General features: G+C 71.8%; 12 protein-coding genes. 5 read left to right on the top strand and 7 right to left on the bottom strand.

Translation table 11 applies throughout. From position 1 onward, the window contains the following. The first annotated feature begins 72 nt into the window (after window positions 1-72). The 4 genes from BS80_RS05255 (at window position 73) to BS80_RS05240 (ending at window position 9285) form a co-directional block, all read left to right on the top strand. Window positions 73-6414: a type I polyketide synthase gene (locus tag BS80_RS05255; RefSeq protein WP_083974262.1), complete on the top strand. Its 6342-nt coding sequence runs from the start codon at window positions 73-75 to the stop codon at window positions 6412-6414. 68 nt (window positions 6415-6482) lie between these two features. Beyond that, window positions 6483-8078: a long-chain-fatty-acid--CoA ligase gene (locus BS80_RS05250; protein ID WP_035793713.1), complete on the top strand. Its 1596-nt coding sequence runs from the start codon at window positions 6483-6485 to the stop codon at window positions 8076-8078. Window positions 8079-8087: 9 nt separating this feature from the next. Continuing rightward, on the top strand, window positions 8088-8864 hold the full coding sequence (locus tag BS80_RS05245; RefSeq protein WP_035793710.1) for a thioesterase II family protein: 777 nt from the start codon (window positions 8088-8090) through the stop codon (window positions 8862-8864). A 22-nt stretch (window positions 8865-8886) separates the two neighbouring features. Further along, window positions 8887-9285 carry a nuclear transport factor 2 family protein gene (locus BS80_RS05240; protein ID WP_035793708.1) on the top strand — a complete coding sequence of 133 codons (399 nt, stop codon included), beginning with the start codon at window positions 8887-8889 and terminating at the stop codon, window positions 9283-9285. Window positions 9286-9318: 33 nt separating this feature from the next. Here BS80_RS05240 and BS80_RS05235 read toward each other — a convergent pair whose 3' ends face one another. From BS80_RS05235 to BS80_RS05225, 3 genes are all read right to left on the bottom strand, one after another. Next, entirely contained in the window at window positions 9319-10137 is an 819-nt protein-coding gene (locus BS80_RS05235; protein ID WP_035793706.1) for a helix-turn-helix domain-containing protein, read from the bottom strand. Window positions 10138-10238: 101 nt separating this feature from the next. After that, on the bottom strand, window positions 10239-10985 hold the full coding sequence (locus BS80_RS41635) for a hypothetical protein (protein ID WP_051966068.1): 747 nt from the start codon (window positions 10983-10985) through the stop codon (window positions 10239-10241). A gap of 58 nt (window positions 10986-11043) precedes the next feature. Beyond that, complete coding sequence (locus BS80_RS05225) at window positions 11044-12513, bottom strand: MFS transporter (protein WP_083974260.1); 1470 nt, start codon at window positions 12511-12513, stop codon at window positions 11044-11046. 580 nt (window positions 12514-13093) lie between these two features. Here BS80_RS05225 and BS80_RS05220 point away from each other — a divergent pair. Further along, window positions 13094-13885, top strand: a complete 792-nt coding sequence (locus BS80_RS05220) for an AfsR/SARP family transcriptional regulator (RefSeq protein WP_035793940.1) — start codon at window positions 13094-13096, stop codon at window positions 13883-13885. Window positions 13886-14040: 155 nt separating this feature from the next. Here BS80_RS05220 and serS read toward each other — a convergent pair whose 3' ends face one another. The 4 genes from serS to BS80_RS05200 all read right to left on the bottom strand — a co-directional run bounded on the left by serS (window position 14041) and on the right by BS80_RS05200 (window position 18488). Then, on the bottom strand, window positions 14041-15333 hold the full coding sequence (gene serS / locus BS80_RS05215) for a serine--tRNA ligase (protein ID WP_035793704.1): 1293 nt from the start codon (window positions 15331-15333) through the stop codon (window positions 14041-14043). Window positions 15334-15459: 126 nt separating this feature from the next. Beyond that, entirely contained in the window at window positions 15460-16959 is a 1500-nt protein-coding gene (locus BS80_RS05210; RefSeq protein WP_051966066.1) for an APC family permease, read from the bottom strand. Between the two features lie 78 nt (window positions 16960-17037). Next, window positions 17038-18258, bottom strand: coding sequence for a beta-ketoacyl-[acyl-carrier-protein] synthase family protein (locus tag BS80_RS05205; protein ID WP_035793701.1), 1221 nt, complete (start codon window positions 18256-18258; stop codon window positions 17038-17040). Beyond that, on the bottom strand, window positions 18258-18488 hold the full coding sequence (locus tag BS80_RS05200) for an acyl carrier protein (RefSeq protein ID WP_035793699.1): 231 nt from the start codon (window positions 18486-18488) through the stop codon (window positions 18258-18260). The genes BS80_RS05205 and BS80_RS05200 overlap by 1 nt, the downstream gene beginning before the upstream one ends. Window positions 18489-18513: the final 25 nt, after the last annotated feature.

Raw genomic sequence — 18513 nt, 5'->3', positions numbered from 1 at the left:
CCCGCAACAGACCCAGGTACACCTGTGCGATTGCCGCTCGACGGCGGCTGACCAGTGAGAGGGAAGACGGGAATGTCGAACAAGTCGGCGTCTGGCCACGACGAGCTCGCCACGGCTCTGGAGACCATTCAGCAGCAGAGCGAGACCATAGACCGGCTGCTGACCGAGCAGCACGAACCCATCGCCATTGTCGGAATAGGGCTGCGCTTTCCGGGCGGGAACGGGACGCCCGAGGAATTCGCGGAATTCCTCGGGCGCGGCGGATCCGGAATACGCCCGATTCCGGAGGACCGCTGGGACGTCGCCGCTTTCACACCCCAGGACGACGAGGAGAAGGGGAAGGTCCGCGCGGCCGGCGCCGGTTTCCTCGACCAGATCGACCAGTTCGACGCCCAGTTCTTCAACATCTCCCCGAAGGAGGCGAACTTCGTCGACCCGCAGCAGCGGCTGCTGCTGGAGACCGCCTGGGAGGCGCTGGAGCACGCCAACATCAACCCGGCCTCGCTGCGGCACGGCAACGGCGGTGTCTACATCGGCGCGAGTTCGATCGACTACGCGCTGGAGATGGACGGCCTGTCGTACGAGGACGTGGACGGCCACCTGGCGGCCGGCATCACGCTCTTCCCGCTGTCCGGCCGGCTCTCCTACTTCCTGGGCCTGCGCGGCCCCAGCCTCAGCGTGGACACCGCCTGCGCCTCCTCGCTCACCGCGCTGCACCTGGCCGTCGAGGGCCTGCGCAGCAAGGGCACCGACATCGCGCTCGCCGGAGCCGTCAACTGCCTGCACCACCCGAAGATCTTCGTGATGTTCTCGAACGCCAACATGCTGGCCCCCGACGGTCGTTGCAAGACCTTCGACGAGGCGGCGGACGGCTACGTACGCGCCGAGGGCTGCGGCGTCCTGGTACTCAAGCGGCTCTCCGACGCCGAGCGCGACGGCGACAACATCCTCGCGCTGATCCGCGGCACCGCGATCGGCGAGGACGGCGAGAGCGCCGGGCTGACCGTGCCCAACGGCACCGCGCAGGAGACCGTGATCCGCGCCGCGCTGCGCAACGCGCGGCTGGAGCCGTCCGACATCCAGTACGTCGAGGCGCACGGCACCGGCACCCCGCTCGGCGACCCGATCGAGATGGGCGCGATCAGCGACGTCTTCGCGAAGTCGCACACCAGGGAGAACCCGGTCACGGTCGGCTCGGTGAAGACCAACCTGGGCCATATGGAGCCGGTCGCCGGGATCGGCGGCGTGGTCAAGACCGTACTGCAGATGCGCAAGGGGACGATCTTCCCGCACCTGAACTTCGAGAACCCCTCGGGCCGCATCCCCTGGGACAGCATCCCGGTGACCGTGCCGACCGAGGCCCGGCCCTGGAAGGCCGAGACCCGGCGGGCCGTGGTCAACAGCTTCGGCTTCGCCGGGAGCATCGCCGCCGCCGTACTGGAGGAGTTCCCGCTGCCCGAGGCGCCGCGGCAGCAGGACGACGCCCAGGAGGACGGCGGCCACGTCTTCACCGTCTCGGCGAAGACCAAGCCCTCGTTGCAGATGCAGATCGAGCGTTACCGCCGCCACCTGGAGCAGAACCCGGGCGTCGACATCGGCGACCTCTGCTACACCGGCAACGTCGGCCGCAGCCACTTCAGCCACCGGATCGCGGGCCCGGTCCGCGACCGCGAGGCGCTGGAGGCACTGCTGGAGAAGCACGCGACGAAGCCCGAGGGCGGCACCGGGCGCAAGGACATCCGCAAGGTCGCCTTCCTCTTCACCGGCCAGGGCTCGCAGTACGCCGGCATGGGCGCGCCGCTCTACCGGCAGTTCCCGGTCTTCGCCGAGCACGTGGACGCCTGCGACCGGCTGTTCGCCGAGAAGCTGGGCCGCTCGGTCCGGGCGATCATGCTGGGCGAGGACGGCCAGGGCGAGGAGCTGGGCCAGACGCTCTACGCCCAGCCCGCGCTGTTCACCCTGGAGTACGCGCTCGCCAAGCTCTGGATGTCCTGGGGGCTGCGGCCCAACGTGCTGATCGGGCACAGCATCGGCGAGGTGGTCGCGGCGACCGTCGCGGGCGTCTTCAGCCTGCCGGACGCCGTCGCCCTGGTATCGGTGCGCGCGCAGCTGATGCAGTCGGTCTCCGCGCCCGGCGGCATGGCGGCGGTCAGCGCCGCCGTCGAGGAGGTGGCGCCGCTGCTGGCGGACTACCCCGACCTGGCGATCGCGGCGGTCAACTCGCCGCAGCAGTGCGTCGTCTCGGGCGGTGAGGACGCGCTGGTCGAGGTGATCGGGATCCTCACCGAACGGGGTCTGCGGGTGAAGCGGCTGACCGTCTCGCACGCCTTCCACTCGCCGCTGATGGCCGAGGTGTTCGACGCCTTCCGGGAGGGCATCAAGGACGTCGTCTTCCACGAGCCCACGCTGTCGCTGATCTCCAACCTGACCGGCGAGGTGGCCCGCTTCAAGGACATCGGCACCCCGGAGTACTGGATCCGGCACATCGGCGAGGCGGTCGACTTCGAGGCCGGGATGCGGACCGTGGAGCGGCGCGGCCGGCACGCCTTCGTCGAGATCGGCCCGTCGCTGGCGCTCACCGCGCCGGCCAAGCAGTGCGTGGCAGCCCAGGACCACCTCTGGCTGGCCAGCCTCAACGCCAAGGACACCGACGGGCGGACCGTGCGGGCGGCGGCCGCCCAGCTGTACACCGCGAACATCCCGCTCTCCTGGGCCGGCTTCCACACCGGCCGGACCCACGCGATGACCGCGCTGCCCGGCTACGCCTTCGACCGCAAGCGCTACTGGCTGCCGAACAAGGCGAACCGGCACGGACTGGGCGCCCGCGCGGTGGACGGCCGCTCGGCGCAGCACCCGCTGCTCGGCGCCGAGATCAGCACTCCGGAGCAACTGGCGGACGGTGTCCGCGAGTTCGCCGCCCGGATCAGTCCCACCCAGCCGGCCTACCTGGCCGACCACGTGGCGATGGGCCAGGTGGTCTTCCCCGGCACCGGCTATCTGGAGATCGTGCTCGCGCTGCAGGACGCGGTGCACGGGCACACCCGCCGCCCGGTGCGGGACGTCAGCCTGCGCGAGGCGCTCTTCCTGGACGAGGAGAAGGCCACCGAGCTGCGCACCCGCCTGCGGCCCGGCCCGGACGGCACCGCCGCCGTCGAGGTGGTCAGCCTGGCCGACGGCAAGGACGGCGTGATCGAGCGCCTGCACGCCCTGGCGGTGATCGGCGCGCAGTCCGAGGTGTCCGACGAACTGACCCCGGCAGCCGTCGAGTTGAGTGAGCTCGCGGCGAACGCCGAGAAGCCCGAGGACGTCCTGCGGGCCGAGGACGTGTACGCGGCGTACGCGGGCGCCGGGCTCGACTACGGCCCCGAGTTCCGCCTGATGCGCTCGGTCGAGCGCTACGGCAGCGACCTGACCGTCGGCGATCTGGAGGGCCGCTCGGCCGGCGCGCTGGAGCACATGCCGCCCGCGCTGCTGGACGCCGCGATGCACAACTTCGCGGCGCTGGCGGACGACGGCAACAACTACCTGCCGGTCCGGTTCGGCCGGTTCCGGCTGTTCAGCAAGCCCAAGGCGGCGAGCCTGCGCACGCTGCTGCGGCTCGTCCCGGCGGACACCGACGAGGTGGACCTCTCGGCGGACGTGCTCGGGTTCGACGGCGACCAGCCGGTCTTCGAGTTGAAGGGCCTGGGCCTCAAGCGGGTGGCCGACACCTTCTCGGGGGCGCGCCGGAGCTTCTTCCACGAGCTGCGCTGGGTCAAGCGTTCGCCGATCGGCCCGAACAGCGTGACGAACCGTCACATCCTGGTGGTGCACCGGGATCCGGCGGACTTCGCGGCGGCGGCCGAGCAGCTGGCGGGCAACAGCGGCCGGCTCTCCTTCGCCTCGACGCCCGCCGAGGTCGCGGCGGTCCTGACCGCCGAGCAGGTGACCGACCTGGCCTGGTTCTGGCGGCCGGGCGAGGGGCAGCCGAACGCGGCGGCGCTGCGCGCGGAGTGCGAGCGCAACTACCGCGACCTGCTGGAACTGCTGGCCTCCCTGGAGCAGTCCGGGTTCGGCCGCAACCAGCGGCTCTGGCTGGTGACCGAGCGCGCGCAGTGGCTGCACGGCGACCGGCCGGACAGCGGCGCCCAGTTGGCCGCCTCCACGCTCTGGGGCTTCGGGCACGTGCTGCTGAACGAGTACCCGGCCTACCGGGTCACCCTGCTGGACCTGCCGGGCACCGGCGCGCAGCCGCTGATCGAGGAGCTGCACGCCCGGGAGACCGGCGAGTTCCAGGTCGCCTACCGGGACGGGTTCCGCCATGTGCGCCGGCTCGTCGCGGACGACCCGCGTGCCCGCCAGGACGCCAACTTCGCGCTGGCGATCAAGGAATACGGCCAGTTCGGGGGCATCAAGCCGGTCCCGGCCGAGGACGTGGCGCCGGTCGGCGACCAGATCCAGGTCGAGGTGCGGGCCGCCGGGCTGAACTTCAAGGACGTGCTCAACGCGCTCGGGATGCTCAAGGAGTACGGCGAGCAGCCGCTCGGCTTCGAGTGCGCGGGCACCGTCCTGGCGGCCGGTCCCGAGGCGGAGTTCGCGGTGGGCGACGAGGTGATCGTCAACTACCTGGACCTGATGAAGCGACGGGTGACCGTCCCCTCGGCGGTGGCCGTGCGCAAGCCGGCGAACATCGACTTCACCGCGGCCGCCGGCCTGGTCTCGGTCTACGTCACGGCCTACTACGCGCTGCACCGGCTGGCCGGGATCAAGGCCGGCGACCGGATCCTGGTGCACGCCGCCGCGGGCGGGGTCGGACAGGCCGCGGTGCACCTGGCCAAGCTGGCCGGGGCCGAGGTCTTCGCCACCGCCAGCCCGCACAAGTGGCCGCTGCTGGAGGCGCAGGGCGTCCAGCACCTGATGAACTCGCGCACCCTGGACTTCGCCGACGAGATCGAGCGGGCGACCGGCGGGCGGGGCGTGGACATCGTCCTGAACAGCCTCAACAAGGACTACATCCCGGCCGGCATGCGGGCGCTCGGCGAGGGCGGCCGGTTCATCGAGCTCGGCAAGGTCGGCGCCTGGACCCCCGAGCAGGTGAGCGCGGCGCGGCCGGACGTCAGCTACCACAACTTCGACCTCAGCGAGCTCCCGCAGGACCAACTGATCACCCTCAACCGGGAGATCATGCACGAGGTGATCGCGCTGGTGGAGGACGGCTCGCTGCCGCCGATCACCGCGACCTCGTACACGCTGGACGAGGTCGAGGAGGCGTTCGGCGTCCTGAGCCGCGGCGCCAACCTGGGCAAGCTGGTGCTGAGCTTCGCCGACGACCGGGCCCCCGCGGCCCACCCGGTGACCATCAGCCCCGAGCGGACCTACCTGATCACCGGCGGCCTCGGCGCGCTCGGCCTGGTCACCGCCGAGAAGCTGGTGGACCTCGGCGCCCGCCGGATCGCCCTGGTCAGCCGACGGGCCGAGCCGCTGGCGGACGTGGCGCACCTCAAGGCCCGGCTGGACGAGCGGGCCGAGGTCACCGTGCTGCAGGGCGACGTCGCCGACGCCGGCGACCTGGCCCGGATCGTGGCGCGGTTGAAGGAGAGCCGCTACCCCGTCGGCGGGATCATCCACTCGGCCGGCACGCTGGACGACCGCCCGGTCCCGGCGCAGACCTGGGAGAGCATCGACGCGGTCTTCCAGGCCAAGGTGTACGGCACCTGGCTGCTGCACGAGGCCGCCGCCGCCTTCCCGGAGCTGGAGTTCTTCGTCGGGTACTCCTCCGCGGCCTCGGTCGTCGGCGGGCCCACCCAGTCCAACTACGCGGCAGCCAACGCCTTCCTGGACACCGTGATGCTCTGGCGGGCCGGGCAGCAGCTGCCCGCGCTGTCGGTGAACTGGGGTCCGTGGGCCGAGGTCGGCATGTCGGCCCGGTTGGACGACATGCTGATCAAGAAGTGGGAGGACGAGGGGATCCGGCTCTTCACCCCGGCCAAGGGCACCCGGGCGCTGGCGTCGATCCTCGGCCGGCCCAGGGCCCAGGTGGTGGCCGGTGAGGCCGACTGGGACCGCTTCACGGCGGGCAAGCCGGTGAACAACTCGCTGTACGAGCTGCTGGTCCGCGAGGGCGCGGACGCTGCCCGCAGCCTGGACCTGGACGCGCTGCTGGCCCTGTCCACCGAGGAACGCCTCGCCGCCGTCGACCAGTTCGTCCGGTCCCGGGTGGCCGACGTGCTGCACTTCGAGGACGCGGACGCGATCGACTCCTACACCGAGTTCATCGAACTGGGCCTGGACTCGCTGGTGGCCGTGGAGTTGAAGAACTCCCTGGAGGCCGTGTTCCGAGTGCCGCTGCCGCCGTCGCTGGCCTTCGACTACCCGTCCGCGGGGCTGCTCAGCGAGTTCCTGGTCACCCAGGTCGCCCCCGACCAGGCGGCCTGACCTCTCGGGGAGGGGGCGCCGCGCCGCGGTGCCCCCTCCCCGAGCCCGTTTCCCTTGGAAGGAGCGAGATGGACGAGACACAGCCCCGCACGATCGCCGCCAGGTCGGCCCTGCACGCCGCACGGCGACCGGAGCACACCGCTGTGGTCTGCGACGGACGGGCCGTCGGCTACCGGGAGTTGCACCTGGCGAGCAACCGGACCGGGCACGCCCTGCAGGCCGCCGGGCTCACCGCCGGCGCCCGGGTCGCCTACCTGGGCCGGGAGTCCGAGCACTACTACGACCTCGCGGTGGGGTGTGCCAAGACCGGGGTCGTCCTGGTCCCGATCAACTGGCGGCTCACCGGCGGCGAGGTGGACCACATCCTGCGCGACTCCGGCGCCGAACTGCTCTTCGCCGAACGGGAGTTCCTCGGAGCGGTGGAGCGGGTGCGGTCCTCCGTGCCGAGCCTGCGGGCGGTCGTGGAGATCGACCGGCCGGGCGAGCCGGCCGGCGGGTTCCTGGCCTGGAAGGCCGACGCGCCCGACAGCGACCTCGACGTGCCGGTGCACACCGACGACCCGTTCGTCCAGATGTACACCTCGGGCACCAGCGGCCTGCCCAAGGGCGTGGTGCTGGCCCACCGCAGCTTCTTCACCTTCATCGACAACATGGGCCTGCACGGCAGCGACTGGATCGACTGGCGGCCCGAGGACCGGACGCTGATCTGCTTCCCCGGCCTGCACTCGGCCGGGATGGCCTGGTTCATGCACATGTTCAACGTCGGCGGCACCAGCGTGATCATGCGGATGTTCGTCGCGGAGGAGGCCGTCCGGCTGATCCAGGAGCACAAGATCACCACCACCTGGGCCGCGCCCGCGATGCTCGACATGATGCTCGCCGAGACCGGGGTGACCCCCGGGACCTTCCGTTCGCTGCGCAAGGTCGTCTACGGCGGCGCACCGATCTCACCCGGCCTGCTGGCCCGCAGCATCGACGGGTTCGGCTGCGAACTCGCCCAGATGTACGCCGCCGCCGAGACCGGCAGCGTGGTCACCTGCCTCTCCCCCGCCGACCACGTCCCCGGCAATCCGCTGCTGACCTCGGCCGGCCGGGCCTGCCCCGGCAACCTGGTGAAGATCGTCGACGACGAGGGCAACCAGCTGCCCGCCGGCCGGATCGGCCAGGTCTGCGTCTGGACCCCGGCCCACTTCGTCGAGTACTGGCACCAGCCGGAGGCCACCGCGAAGACGCTGTCCGAGGACGGCTGGCTGCGGCTGGGCGACGCGGGCTACCTGGACGAGGACGGCTACCTGTTCCTCTGCGACCGGATCCACGACACGATCATCGTCGCCGGGCAGAACATCTACCCCGTCGAGGTGGAGAACGCGGTGCGCGAGCACCCGGCCGTCGCCGACGTCGCGGTGATCGGCGCGCCCGATCCGCGGTGGGGTGAGACGGTCCGCGCCTGCGTCGTCCTGGCACCCGAACAGAAGCTCACCGGGCGCGAGTTGATGCTCTTCCTGCGTGGCCGGCTGGCCGACTTCAAGATCCCCAGCAGCTACGACTTCCTGGACGTCCTGCCGCGCAACCCGACCGGCAAGGTGCTGCGCCGGGTGCTGCGCGAGCGCCTGCAGTCCCCCACCCCGCAGCCCGCACCGCAGCCTGCCCCACAGCCACACTGAGGAGTTCACATGTCCGTCCGCACCGCGCCGGTCGCCGGGCGCTGGTTCCAGGCCGAGTCCGAGCCGGACGCCCCGGTCCGGCTGTTCCTGTTCCACTACGCCGGCAGCGGGTCCTCGATCTACCGGGACTGGCCGCCGCTGCTGCCGGCCGACATCTCCACCCAGTGCGTCCAGCTGCCCGGACGCCAGGACCGCCACAGCGAGACGGCGTTCACCGAGGTCGAGCCGCTGATCGAGACGCTGGCCGAGGAGATCACCGACGAACTGGACGACCGGCCGTACGCCTTCTTCGGGCACTGCATGGGCGCCCTCCTGGCCTACCGCCTCACCGTCGCGGTGCGCGAGCGGGGCGGACCGGCTCCCGTCCTGCTGGGTACCTCGGCCTGGGCGCCGGTCGGGTTCCGCACGCCCCCGGTCGAGCAGCTGGACGTGCCCGAGGCGGAGATCGTCGAGTGGGCGCGCGGGCTCGGCTCGCTGCCCGAGGAGATCCTCAACGACCGCGAGATGCTCGAACTGATGCTGCCGGCCATGCGGGCCGACCTCGCGGTCTGCGCCAGCTACCAGGACGACAGCGCGGCGGTGCCCTGCCCGATCGTCTCCTACAGCGCCACCCGCGACCCGCTGGTGGCCCCCGAGGCGATGTCCTCCTGGGCCACCCGCAGCCCCGACTACCTGGGCAACCGGCTCTTCCAGGGCGGCCACTTCTTCGTCCACGACGAGACCCTGCCGATCACCGCCGACTTCGTCCGCCTGCTGCGCCGCCAGGTCACCGAGACCGCCCGCTAGCACTCCCCCGAAAGGAACCGCCGTGAGCAACCCCAACGCGTTCGCCGACCGCTACGTCGAGCTCTGGAACGAGACCGACCCGGCCGCGCGCCGCAAGACCGTCGAGGCCCTGTGGGCCCCCGAGGGCAGCTACTTCAACTTCCTCGCCGAGTCCCGCGGCCACGAGGCGATCGCCACCCAGATCGGCTACGCCCACGACGCCTACGCCGCCGGCGGCTTCGTCTTCCGCTCGCAGAACAACGCGGTCGGCCACCACAACACCGTCCGCTTCAACTGGGTGATGGTCTCCGCCGAGACCGGCGCACTGGAGGCGATCGGCTTCGACTTCGTCGTCCTCGACGACAACGGCCTGGTCACCGCCGACTACCAGTACATCGACACCCCGCCCACCTTCACCGTCCCCCCGCCCACCGCGGAGTAGCGCGCGGCCGACCGGGCCGGTGCGGGAGAGCGGTCACCTGCTCTCCCGCACCGGCCCTTCGCCGTGCAGGAGGGCCGCGGTGGCGGGGTCGGCGGGGAAGAAGGTCTCGATGGCGAGTTCGGCGACGGTGATGTCCAGGGGCATGCCGAAGGTGGCGATGGTGCAGAACAGGGACAGCTCGTCGCCCTTGTGGCGGATCCGCAGGGGGACCATCAGGTCGCCGGGTGTGTCGGGGAGTTGGGCGGCGGGGTCGGTGCCGGGGTAGGTGATCAGTTCGCGGTAGAGCTCGGTGAGGCCGGGCTCGGCGGTGAGGGTGACCCGGCGTTGCAGGCGGGCGAGCAGGTGGGACTGCCACTCGGCGAAGTTGACGATCCGCGGGGCCATGCCGCCGGGGTGCAGGGCGAGTCGCAGGGCGTTCATCGGCTGGCGGAGCAGGGCCGGGTCGGCGCCGTCGGAGAAGACGGAGAAGCCGGCGTTGGTCTCGACGATGTTCCAGCAGCGGTCGACCACCAGGGCGGGGAACGGGTCGTGGCCGGACAGGATCTGACGGAGCGTGGCACGCACCTGGGTCATCTCCTTGGCCTCCATCGGGGAGTCCGAGTAGGCGGGCGCGAAGCCGGCGGCCAGCAGCAGTCGGTTCTGCTCGCGGGGCGGGACGTCGAGGTGTTCGGCCAGCCGCAGCAGCATCTCGCGGCTGGGGGCCGACCGGCCGGTCTCCAGGAAGCTGAGGTGGCGCGTCGAGATGTCGGCCCGGGAGGCGAGTGCGAGCTGGCTGAGGCCGCGCTGTTCGCGCCAGCCGCGCATCAGCTGTCCCACCGGGCGTTGCAACTGCTGGTCCGCGATGGCTTGCATTCTGGTCACCGGACCACGGTACCGAGTCCGGGCGGGGCCCGTGACGCGCGAGAGCGGGCCGGCGAACCGGCCCGCTCCCGGGTGCTGTCGAACGGCTCCCGTCAGGCGGCGGGGGCCGGGTCGGTGAAGCGGTAGTCGCCGCGGATCAGGCCCGCGCCGTCCTGGACGAGGAACTCCAGGCCCGACCCGACCGCCGCGCCGCCGCCGGCCGGCACCAGCTCCCATCCGAAGCGGACGGCGTTGTGCTGCGCGGAGGCGTGGCCGGCCAGCCGGCGGACCAGGCCCCGGTCGGCCAGGCTCTTGCCGGTCGCGGTGATCGAGGCGAGCACCGCCTCCTGCCCGATCTGCTCGGCCGACTCGTCGACCAGCCGGGCGTCGGTGGCGTAGAGCTCGGCGACGGCCTTGCGGCGGACCTCCTCGTCCGGCTCCTGGGCGATCGCCAGGTAGCGGCGGGCGAAGTCGTCCAGCTCGGCCACCGGGGCCGGCGGCTCGTTGAACTGGTAGTCGACGAAGATCCGGCCGCTCTGGTCCAGGAGCAGGAAGTCGAAGCCGACGGCCAGCACGTTGCCGCCCGAGGCCGGCACCATCTCCCAGTTGAACTTCGCGACGTCGTGGTGGGTGACCAGGTTCTCGCCGGACCGGAAGCGCAGGCCCGATCCCGCCACGAACTGCTCGTACGCCTCGGTGACCCGGGCGTGCAGGGCGTCGGTGCCGCGGAACTTCCTGGTCTGCGTGTAGTGGATGCCGTCCGGGACCCAGAGCTGCGCCACGCCGTTTCGGCGGACCGCCGCGTCGGGCTCGTTCCAGACCGCCACGTACCGGTTCAGCAGGTCGTTCAGCTGACTCACTGTCATTCCTCTTTCCAGTGAAGCATTTTGATCGATGTGACGGACGATATACCGTCCGTCACTTGCCGTCCTTGGTTCGCGGCAGCAGCTGGACCAGGCCCGCGAGGACGACGGCCACACCGATCAGGAAGATCAGGCTCATGTCGAAGGCGTGCGGGAAGCCGGCCTTGACGAGCGGGCTGCCGAGCGCGTTGTAGAAGATGATGCCGATGATCGCCACGCCCAGCGCGTTGCCGATCTGCAGGGCGGTGGTGAGCACGCCCGAGGCCGCACCCGCGTGCTGCGGGGTGACCCGGGAGAGCACCGTGGCGGCCAGCGGTGCGACCGCCAGGCCCATGCCGGCGCCGTCGATGACCAGGCCCGGGATCAGCCAGGCGACGTGCCCGGTGGTGCCCAGGTGCGCCGCGGTGATGCCGACGACGGTCAGGCCGACGCCCATCAGCAGCGCGCCGATCGCGATCACCTGCCGGCCGATCTTGGCCGCGAAGACCCCGGCCTTCATCGAGGTGTACATGTACCCGGCGCCGATCGCGGCGAAGATCCCGCCCGCCTGGAGGGCGTCGAGCCCGCGCCCGGCCTGCACGTAGAGCGCGAAGACCAGGAAGAACGAGGCCTGGCCCATCCAGAAGACCAGCTGGGTCGCCAGACCGACGACGAAGGCCCGCTCGCGGAAGAGCGAGAGGTCCACCAGCGGGCCGCCCTCGTTCTGGCCGAGCCGGCGCTCCTGCAGGGCGAACAGCACGAACAGTACGGCGGAGGCCGCGAAGCTCAGCCAGGTCCAGAGCGGCCAGTGCTTCTCACGGCCCTCGATGAGCGGCAGGACCAGGGCGACCAGCGCGAGGGTGATCAGGGCGACACCGGGGATGTCCAGCTTCGGACGGGCCGGCGCCTGGGCCTCCGGGACGATCTTCCAGGTCAGCGCCAGGATGACGATCCCGAGCGGGATGTTGACCAGGAAGCAGGACCGCCAGCCGAGGTTGGCGATGTTCGCCTGGATCAGCACGCCACCGATGAGCTGCCCGAAGACGGCTGCCAGACCCATCGCCAGGCCGTACCCGGTGAATACCTTGGCCACCGCGGGCCCGGTGAAGACGGTGCGCAGGATGGCGAGCACCTGGGGTGCCAGCAGGGCCGCGGCGACGCCCTGGGCGACGCGGGCGGCCACCAGGGTGCCGCCGGAGTTGGCGATACCGCAGGCCAGCGAGGCGAGGGTGAAGAACGCCAGGCCGAGCATGAACATCCGGCGGCGGCCGTAGAGGTCGCCCAGCCGCCCACCGGTGATCAGACCGACGCCGTACGCGAGGCCGAAGCCCGCCACGACCCACTCGATCGCCGAGGCGCCGGCGTGCAGGTCGGACTGCATCGACGGAATCGCGACATTGACGATGAAGAAGTCCAGCGTGGTGATGAATACGCCGGAAAGAACGATCGGCAGAATCGCCCAGTGCGGTTCGGCCGCGGCGGCCGGCGTCGGCGCCGGGGCCGCCGCCGCTGCAGCCGAGGGGCTGCGGTTTGTTTCGGTGGTCATGAGTCCAACTCCCAGTCGGTCATGTAGTCCTGCCCTGCCACAGATGCTCCGGAGGCTCGAATCCAGCTTGGCCTCCCCCGAGTAGGTGCGTCAATTACCTCCCAGGTAATGCCGAACGCCCCGGAATCGGGCCGGTCGACACCCTGGAGGGCGGGTCCGCGCCAGCACCGCACGGGAGTTCGACGGGATCGCACACATGTCATTGAGCAGTCAATTCGTTGACGAATGATAGGGGTGCGAGTGTGCTCGCATCGATATTCAGGGGACTCGGACAGCTGAATTCCGAATTCCGGATCCGGGGTGTTTCCGGACGTCCCCGAGAAGAACACTGCCAGTGCGTACTCGAGCGATCGCCCACCTCTGCCGGATTCTCGCCGGAGCCCTGGTGGAGAACTGCTGGAGAACCACTGGAGTCGCGATCCGGAGCGTCTGACCTGGAATGCCGCGCCGGTCCGGTCCGGCGCCCGTGGTGCTCCAGCGGTACTTGAGGCGGAGGTCTGACAATCCGAACTCCTGATCCAGCGAGGGTGGTTGTACCTCAGAAGCCAAAGGACCGACAGATCACCACAGGGGAGAGCCAATGCACTTCAGGATTCTGGGTCCGGTCGGGGTGGTCGTCGACGGACGGTTCAGCACGATCCCGGGGACCCGGCAGCGCGCCCTGCTGGCCGGCCTGCTGATCCGGGCCGGGCGGCTGGTGCCCACCGAGCAGCTGTACACCGAGCTGTGGGGCGACAATCCCCCGGCCACCGTCGAGAACTCGTTGCAGGCCCACGTCTCGCGACTGCGCCGCACGCTGCGCAAGCTGAGCGGACCGGGCGACGAGGCGCCGCCGCTGATCACCCAGGCCTCCGGCTACATCCTGGACGTGGCCCCGCAGGACGTCGACGTCTTCCTCTTCCGGGAGCGCGTCGCGCAGTCCCGGCAGGCCACCGCCGACGAACCCGAGCTCGCCGGCGCCCTCCTGGAGGACGCGCTCGCGCTGTGGCACGGCTCCGCGATGCAGGACGCCGCCGTCGGACCGCTCTGCCAGAGCATGGCGCTGCAACTGGACGAGGAGTACCTCAGCGCGATGGAGGACAAGCTCTGGCTGGGCGCCTGCCGCAGCGAACCGATGGGTGTCATCGGCGAGTTGAAGCGGATGAGCGCGGCCCACCCGTGGCGCGAGCGGATCACCGAGATGCTGATGCTGGCGCTCTACCGGGCCGGCCGGCAGGCCGAGGCGGTCGCCGTCTACAACGCGGCGCGCGAGCGGCTGATCGACGAGCTCGGCATGGAGCCCTCGCCGCAGCTCAAGCACCTGCTGCAGCAGGTGCTCAACCAGGCGCCGGGGCTGCGCAGTCCGGTCCCCCAGCTGCTGAAGACCGCCTGAGCGCGGCCGTCCGCCGCCGGCAGCTCCGCTGCGCACAGCCCCGCGGCCCGGGAAGCCCACCGGCTTCCCGGGCCGCGCTGTGTCCGGGCCGAACGCCCGGTCCGAAGGCCGAACGCCCGGTCCGGCCTGCCTGGCCGGACCGGGCCCGCGCGACCTCAGCGCGCCGTGCCGCCACCGGGCAGGATCCGGCGGAAGCCCGCGTACGGGACCAGCGCGTCGGGCAGCAGCACCGATCCGTCCGGCTGATGCCCCTGCTCCAGCAGCGCCGCGACGGTACGGCCGACCGGCAGCGCGGAGCCGTTGAGGGTGGCGGCCGGCTGCTTGCGCCCGTCCGGGCCGCGGTAGCGGATGCCGGCCCGACGGCCCTGGAAGGTGCCGCAGTCCGAGACCGAGGAGATCTCCCGGTAGGAGTCGCTGCCCGGCAGCCAGACCTCGATGTCGTACGTCATCCGGGCCGAGAAGCCCATGTCGCCGGCGGGCAACAGCACGACCCGGTAGGACAGTTCGAGCCGACGCAGGCACTCCTCCACCTGGCCGACCATCAGCATCAGCTGCTGCTGTGCCTCTTCGAGCGCGCAGATCCGGACCAGCTCGACCTTCTCGAACTGGTGCAGCCGCAGGATCCCCCGGGTGTCCCGGCCGTACGAACCGGCCTCGGCCCGGTAGCAGGGGGTGCGCGCGGTCATCGCGAGCGGCAGCGAACCGCCGTCCAGCAGCTCGCGGGCCACCAGGTTGGTGAGCGGGACCTCGGCCGTCGGGATCAGGAAGAGCTCCCGGCCGCCCACCGAGGTGGCGAACAAGTCCTCTTCGAACTTGGGGAGTTGGCCGGTGCCGGTCATGGTCTCGCGGTTCACCAGGTGCGGCACCGCGTACTCGGTGTAGCCGTGCTCCGAGGTGTGCAGGTCCAGCAGGAAGGAGGTCAGCGCCCGCTCCAGCCGGGCGCCGGCGCCGCGGCTGACGGCGAACCGGGCGCCGGAGAGCTTGGCCGCCCGGCCGCTGTCCAGGATGCCGAGCGTCTCGCCGATGTCGGCGTGGTGGCGGGCCTGCCCGGCGGCCGGGCGCAGCGCGGGGCCGCCGCGGCGGATCTCGACCGCCTGCTTCTCGCTGTCGCCGTCCGGCACCGCGTCCAGCGGGAGGTTCGGGACGGCGAGCAGGATCTCGTCCAACTCCTGCTCGGCCGAGCGCAGTTCCGCTTCGGCCTGCTGGGCCTCCTCGCGCAGCACGCGGGCCTCCTCGCGGCCCTGCCCGGCCGGCCCGGTGCCCTCGGCGGGGCGCGGTCCGCGCGAGGCCCGCTTGATCTCGGAGCGCAGCTGCGCCACCGCGTCCAGCGCCGTGGCCCGCCGCCGGTGCGCGGCCCACAGAACCGGGAGGTCCAGCTGGTACCTGCGCCGGGCCAGCCGACGAACGGCCTCCGGGCCCAGCTCGATCAGCTCACGTACGTCGTGCACGGCGTTCTCCTTCGAACGAGGTCGGGCGGTCGGGGTGGCCGTGGGCCCGGCTCGGGGGGAACGAGCCGGGCCCACGGGGAGGCGTGTGCGGCGGTTCCGGTCGGGAGCCGCCGGCCACGCCCCGGGTCAGGCGACCGGGGCCGGGGTCGTCTGACGGGGAGACGCCGGGCCGGGGACGGCGGCCGGCTGTTCGGTCTTGTGGCTCTGCGCGAGGTTCCGGTAGCGCTCGGGTGCGGCGCTGCGCAGCCACCAGGCGTAGAGCATCCCCAGCAGCGCGACCGCCGGGATCGCCCACGGCATCGCCGCCACCAGGCCGTTCTTGGTGCCGGTCAGCAGGTCGAAGTTGCCGACCACCAGGCAGACGGTGGCCACCAGGCCGGCGAAGCCGAGCAGCGGCGCCACCGTGCCCTGCCACCAGCCCAGCCGCAGCCCCTTGCGGCGCAGGCCGAGCACCGACAGCGCGGCGAGCGCCTGGAGCACCACGATGCCCAGCGTGCCCAGGCCCAGCATGCTGGTGGTGAGGTCCGCGTACGGGTCCAGGCCCGCGACGGCGAAGGCGCCGACCACCACGGCGCTGAGCACGCTCTGCACCACGCTGGCCCGGTGCGGGGAGGCGTGCCGCGGGTGCAGGGCGGCCAGCGACCTGGGCAGCAGGCTGTCGTCGGCGAGCACCTGGGCGTACCGGTTGGCGGCGCTGTGCAGCGCCAGCGTGGCGGCGAACAGGCTGGTGCAGAGCATCACCTGGAGCAGCGTGCCGCCGGCCGAGCCGAGGTAGTCGTCGCCCAGCTGGAAGAAGAGGTTGCCCATCTGGTCGGTGGCGGTCTGCCGGACGTGGCCGGCGCCGATCGCCCCGACGGCCGTCCAGCTGCTCAGCGCGTAGAAGCCGGCGATCAGCAGCACCGCGATGTAGGTGGCGCGCGGCACGCTGCGCTGCGGGTCCTTGGCCTCCTTGCCGTACAGCGCCGCGGACTCGAAACCGATGAAGGAGACGAAGGCGAACATCAGCGACACCCCGGTCCCCGACCCGGCGGCGATGTGCGGCGTGAAGGAGGCGGCGGGCAGCGCGTGGACGCCGTGCCGGCCGATCTCGGCCAGGTCCAGCGCGGCCAGCACGCCGATCTCGCCGGTCATCAGGACGGCCAGCACCCGGGCGCTCACCGCGATGTCGCGGTAGCCGAGTACGGCGACCGCCGCGAGACCGACCGCGGCGCACAGCTCCCAGGACAGGTGCACGCCGTGGTCGGCCAGCACCAGCTGGGTGAAGTAGCCGAGCGCGCCGACCAGTCCGATGGTGGCGGTGTTGTAGGCGACCAGCGCGATGAAGCCGCCGCCGACCGCCGGGGGCCGGCCCAGACCGTCGGCGATCGAGGCGTAGAAGCCGCCGGAGCCGCCGGTGCGCCGGGCGCTGACCGCGTACCCGACCGAGAAGCAGAGCAGCGTGACCCCGGCGAAGGCGAACGCGGCGGGGACCCCGGCGCCGTTGCCGATCGCGAAGGCCAGCGGGACGGTGCCGACCATCGCGGAGAGGGGGGCCGCGGCGGCCACGATCAGAAAGACGATGTGTCTGGTGGTCAGATGTCTGGAGGACGGGGCGCCGGCCTCGGCCGACGTGCTGCTGACGGACATCGATGGCTCCAAGTCAGGTGCGGGTAAAGGGAGTCGATGCAAGAGCGACGGGCCCGCAGGCGGACTGCGGGCCCGTCCTCAGACCGCGGCGATCGCGAGGACCGCGTTCTGCCCGCCGAAGCCCAGCGAGTTGCTCAGGGCCAGGTCGATCCGGGCTTCCGTCGCCGAGCCGGCGACCTTGATCTCCAGCTCGGGGTCGAGGGTGTGCAGGTTGGCGGTGGGCGGGACCAGTCCCTGTTCCACCGCCAGCACGCTGAACACCGCCTCCACCGCACCGGCGGCGCCCAGCAGGTGGCCGGTGACGCCCTTGGTCGAGGTGACCAGCGGGTCACCGGTGAGCACCCGGCGGAGCATCCGCGCCTCGGCGAGGTCGTTCAGCGGGGTGGCCGTGCCGTGCGCGTTGACGTGCTGGACGTCCCCGGGGCCGGCGCCCGCGTCGGCGAGCGCGGTGCGCACGGCGGTCTCGATGCCGCGGCCCTCGGGGTGCGGGGTGGTCATGTGGTGGGCGTCGGCGGAGGCGCCGTATCCGGCGATCCTGGCCCGGATCCGGACGCCGCGGGCCCGCGCGTCGGCGGCCCGTTCCAGCACCACCACGCCGGCCCCCTCACCCGCGACGAAGCCGTCCCGGTCGAGGTCGAACGGCCGGGAGGCGCCCAGCGGGTCGTCCTCGCGCCGGGAGAGCGCGCCCATCTTGGCGAAGCCGGCCATCACCAGCGGGGTGATCATCGCCTCGCTGCCGCCGGCCAGCACCAGGTCGCAGCGGTCCAGCAGCAGCAGGTCGCGGGCGGTGCCGATGGCGGTGGCACCGGAGGCGCAGGCGGTGGCCACCACAAGGTTGGGGCCGGTGGCCGCGAACTCGATCGCGGTCTGCCCGGCGAGCATGTTGGGCAGCTGCATCGGCAGCAGCAGCGGGGAGACCCGGGCGGGCGACTGCTCGACCAGGATCCGGTGCTGCTCCTCGACCGTGCCCGGCCCGCCGTCGGCGCAGCCGAGCACCACCCCGACCCGCGCGCCGTCCCAGGTCGTCGGGTCGAGGCCGGCATCGGCGATCGCCTCCCGGGCCGCGACCAGGGCGAACTGGGTGAAACGGTCCAGCCGGTGGGCCCGGCGCTCCCCCAGCAGCGCGCCGGGATCCCAGTGCGGCACCCGGCAGGAGATCCGCACCGGGTTCCGGTCCAGGACCGGGTCCAGGGCGGCGGTCGGCCGGCCTGCGCAGACCCCCGCCCAGCTCGGACCGACCCCGATCCCGGCCGGGGTGACCAGGCCGAGCCCGGTCACGACGACGTCGATGCCGCTCATCAGACCCGTGCGCTCCGTTCCTCGATCAGGCGCGCCATGTCGCCGATGGTCTCGGCGTCCAGCAGCTCGTCGTCGGTGATGCTGACGCCGAGCTCGGTCTCCAGGACCAGCGAGAGCTCGACGACGGCCAGCGAGTCCAGCTCGACGTCCTCCTTGGTGGACTCGGGGGTGACCTGGTCCGGGTTCACCTTGAGCTTGCTGACCAGGATTTCCTTGAGGGTCTCGAACATCGGGCAGTCCTTCCGAAAGGTTGAG

This window comes from Kitasatospora mediocidica KCTC 9733, from assembly GCF_000744225.1.
Lineage (GTDB): Bacteria > Actinomycetota > Actinomycetes > Streptomycetales > Streptomycetaceae > Kitasatospora > Kitasatospora mediocidica.
The sequence above is the reverse complement of the archived record's forward strand: the minus strand, read 5'-3'. Positions and strand labels throughout refer to the sequence as shown.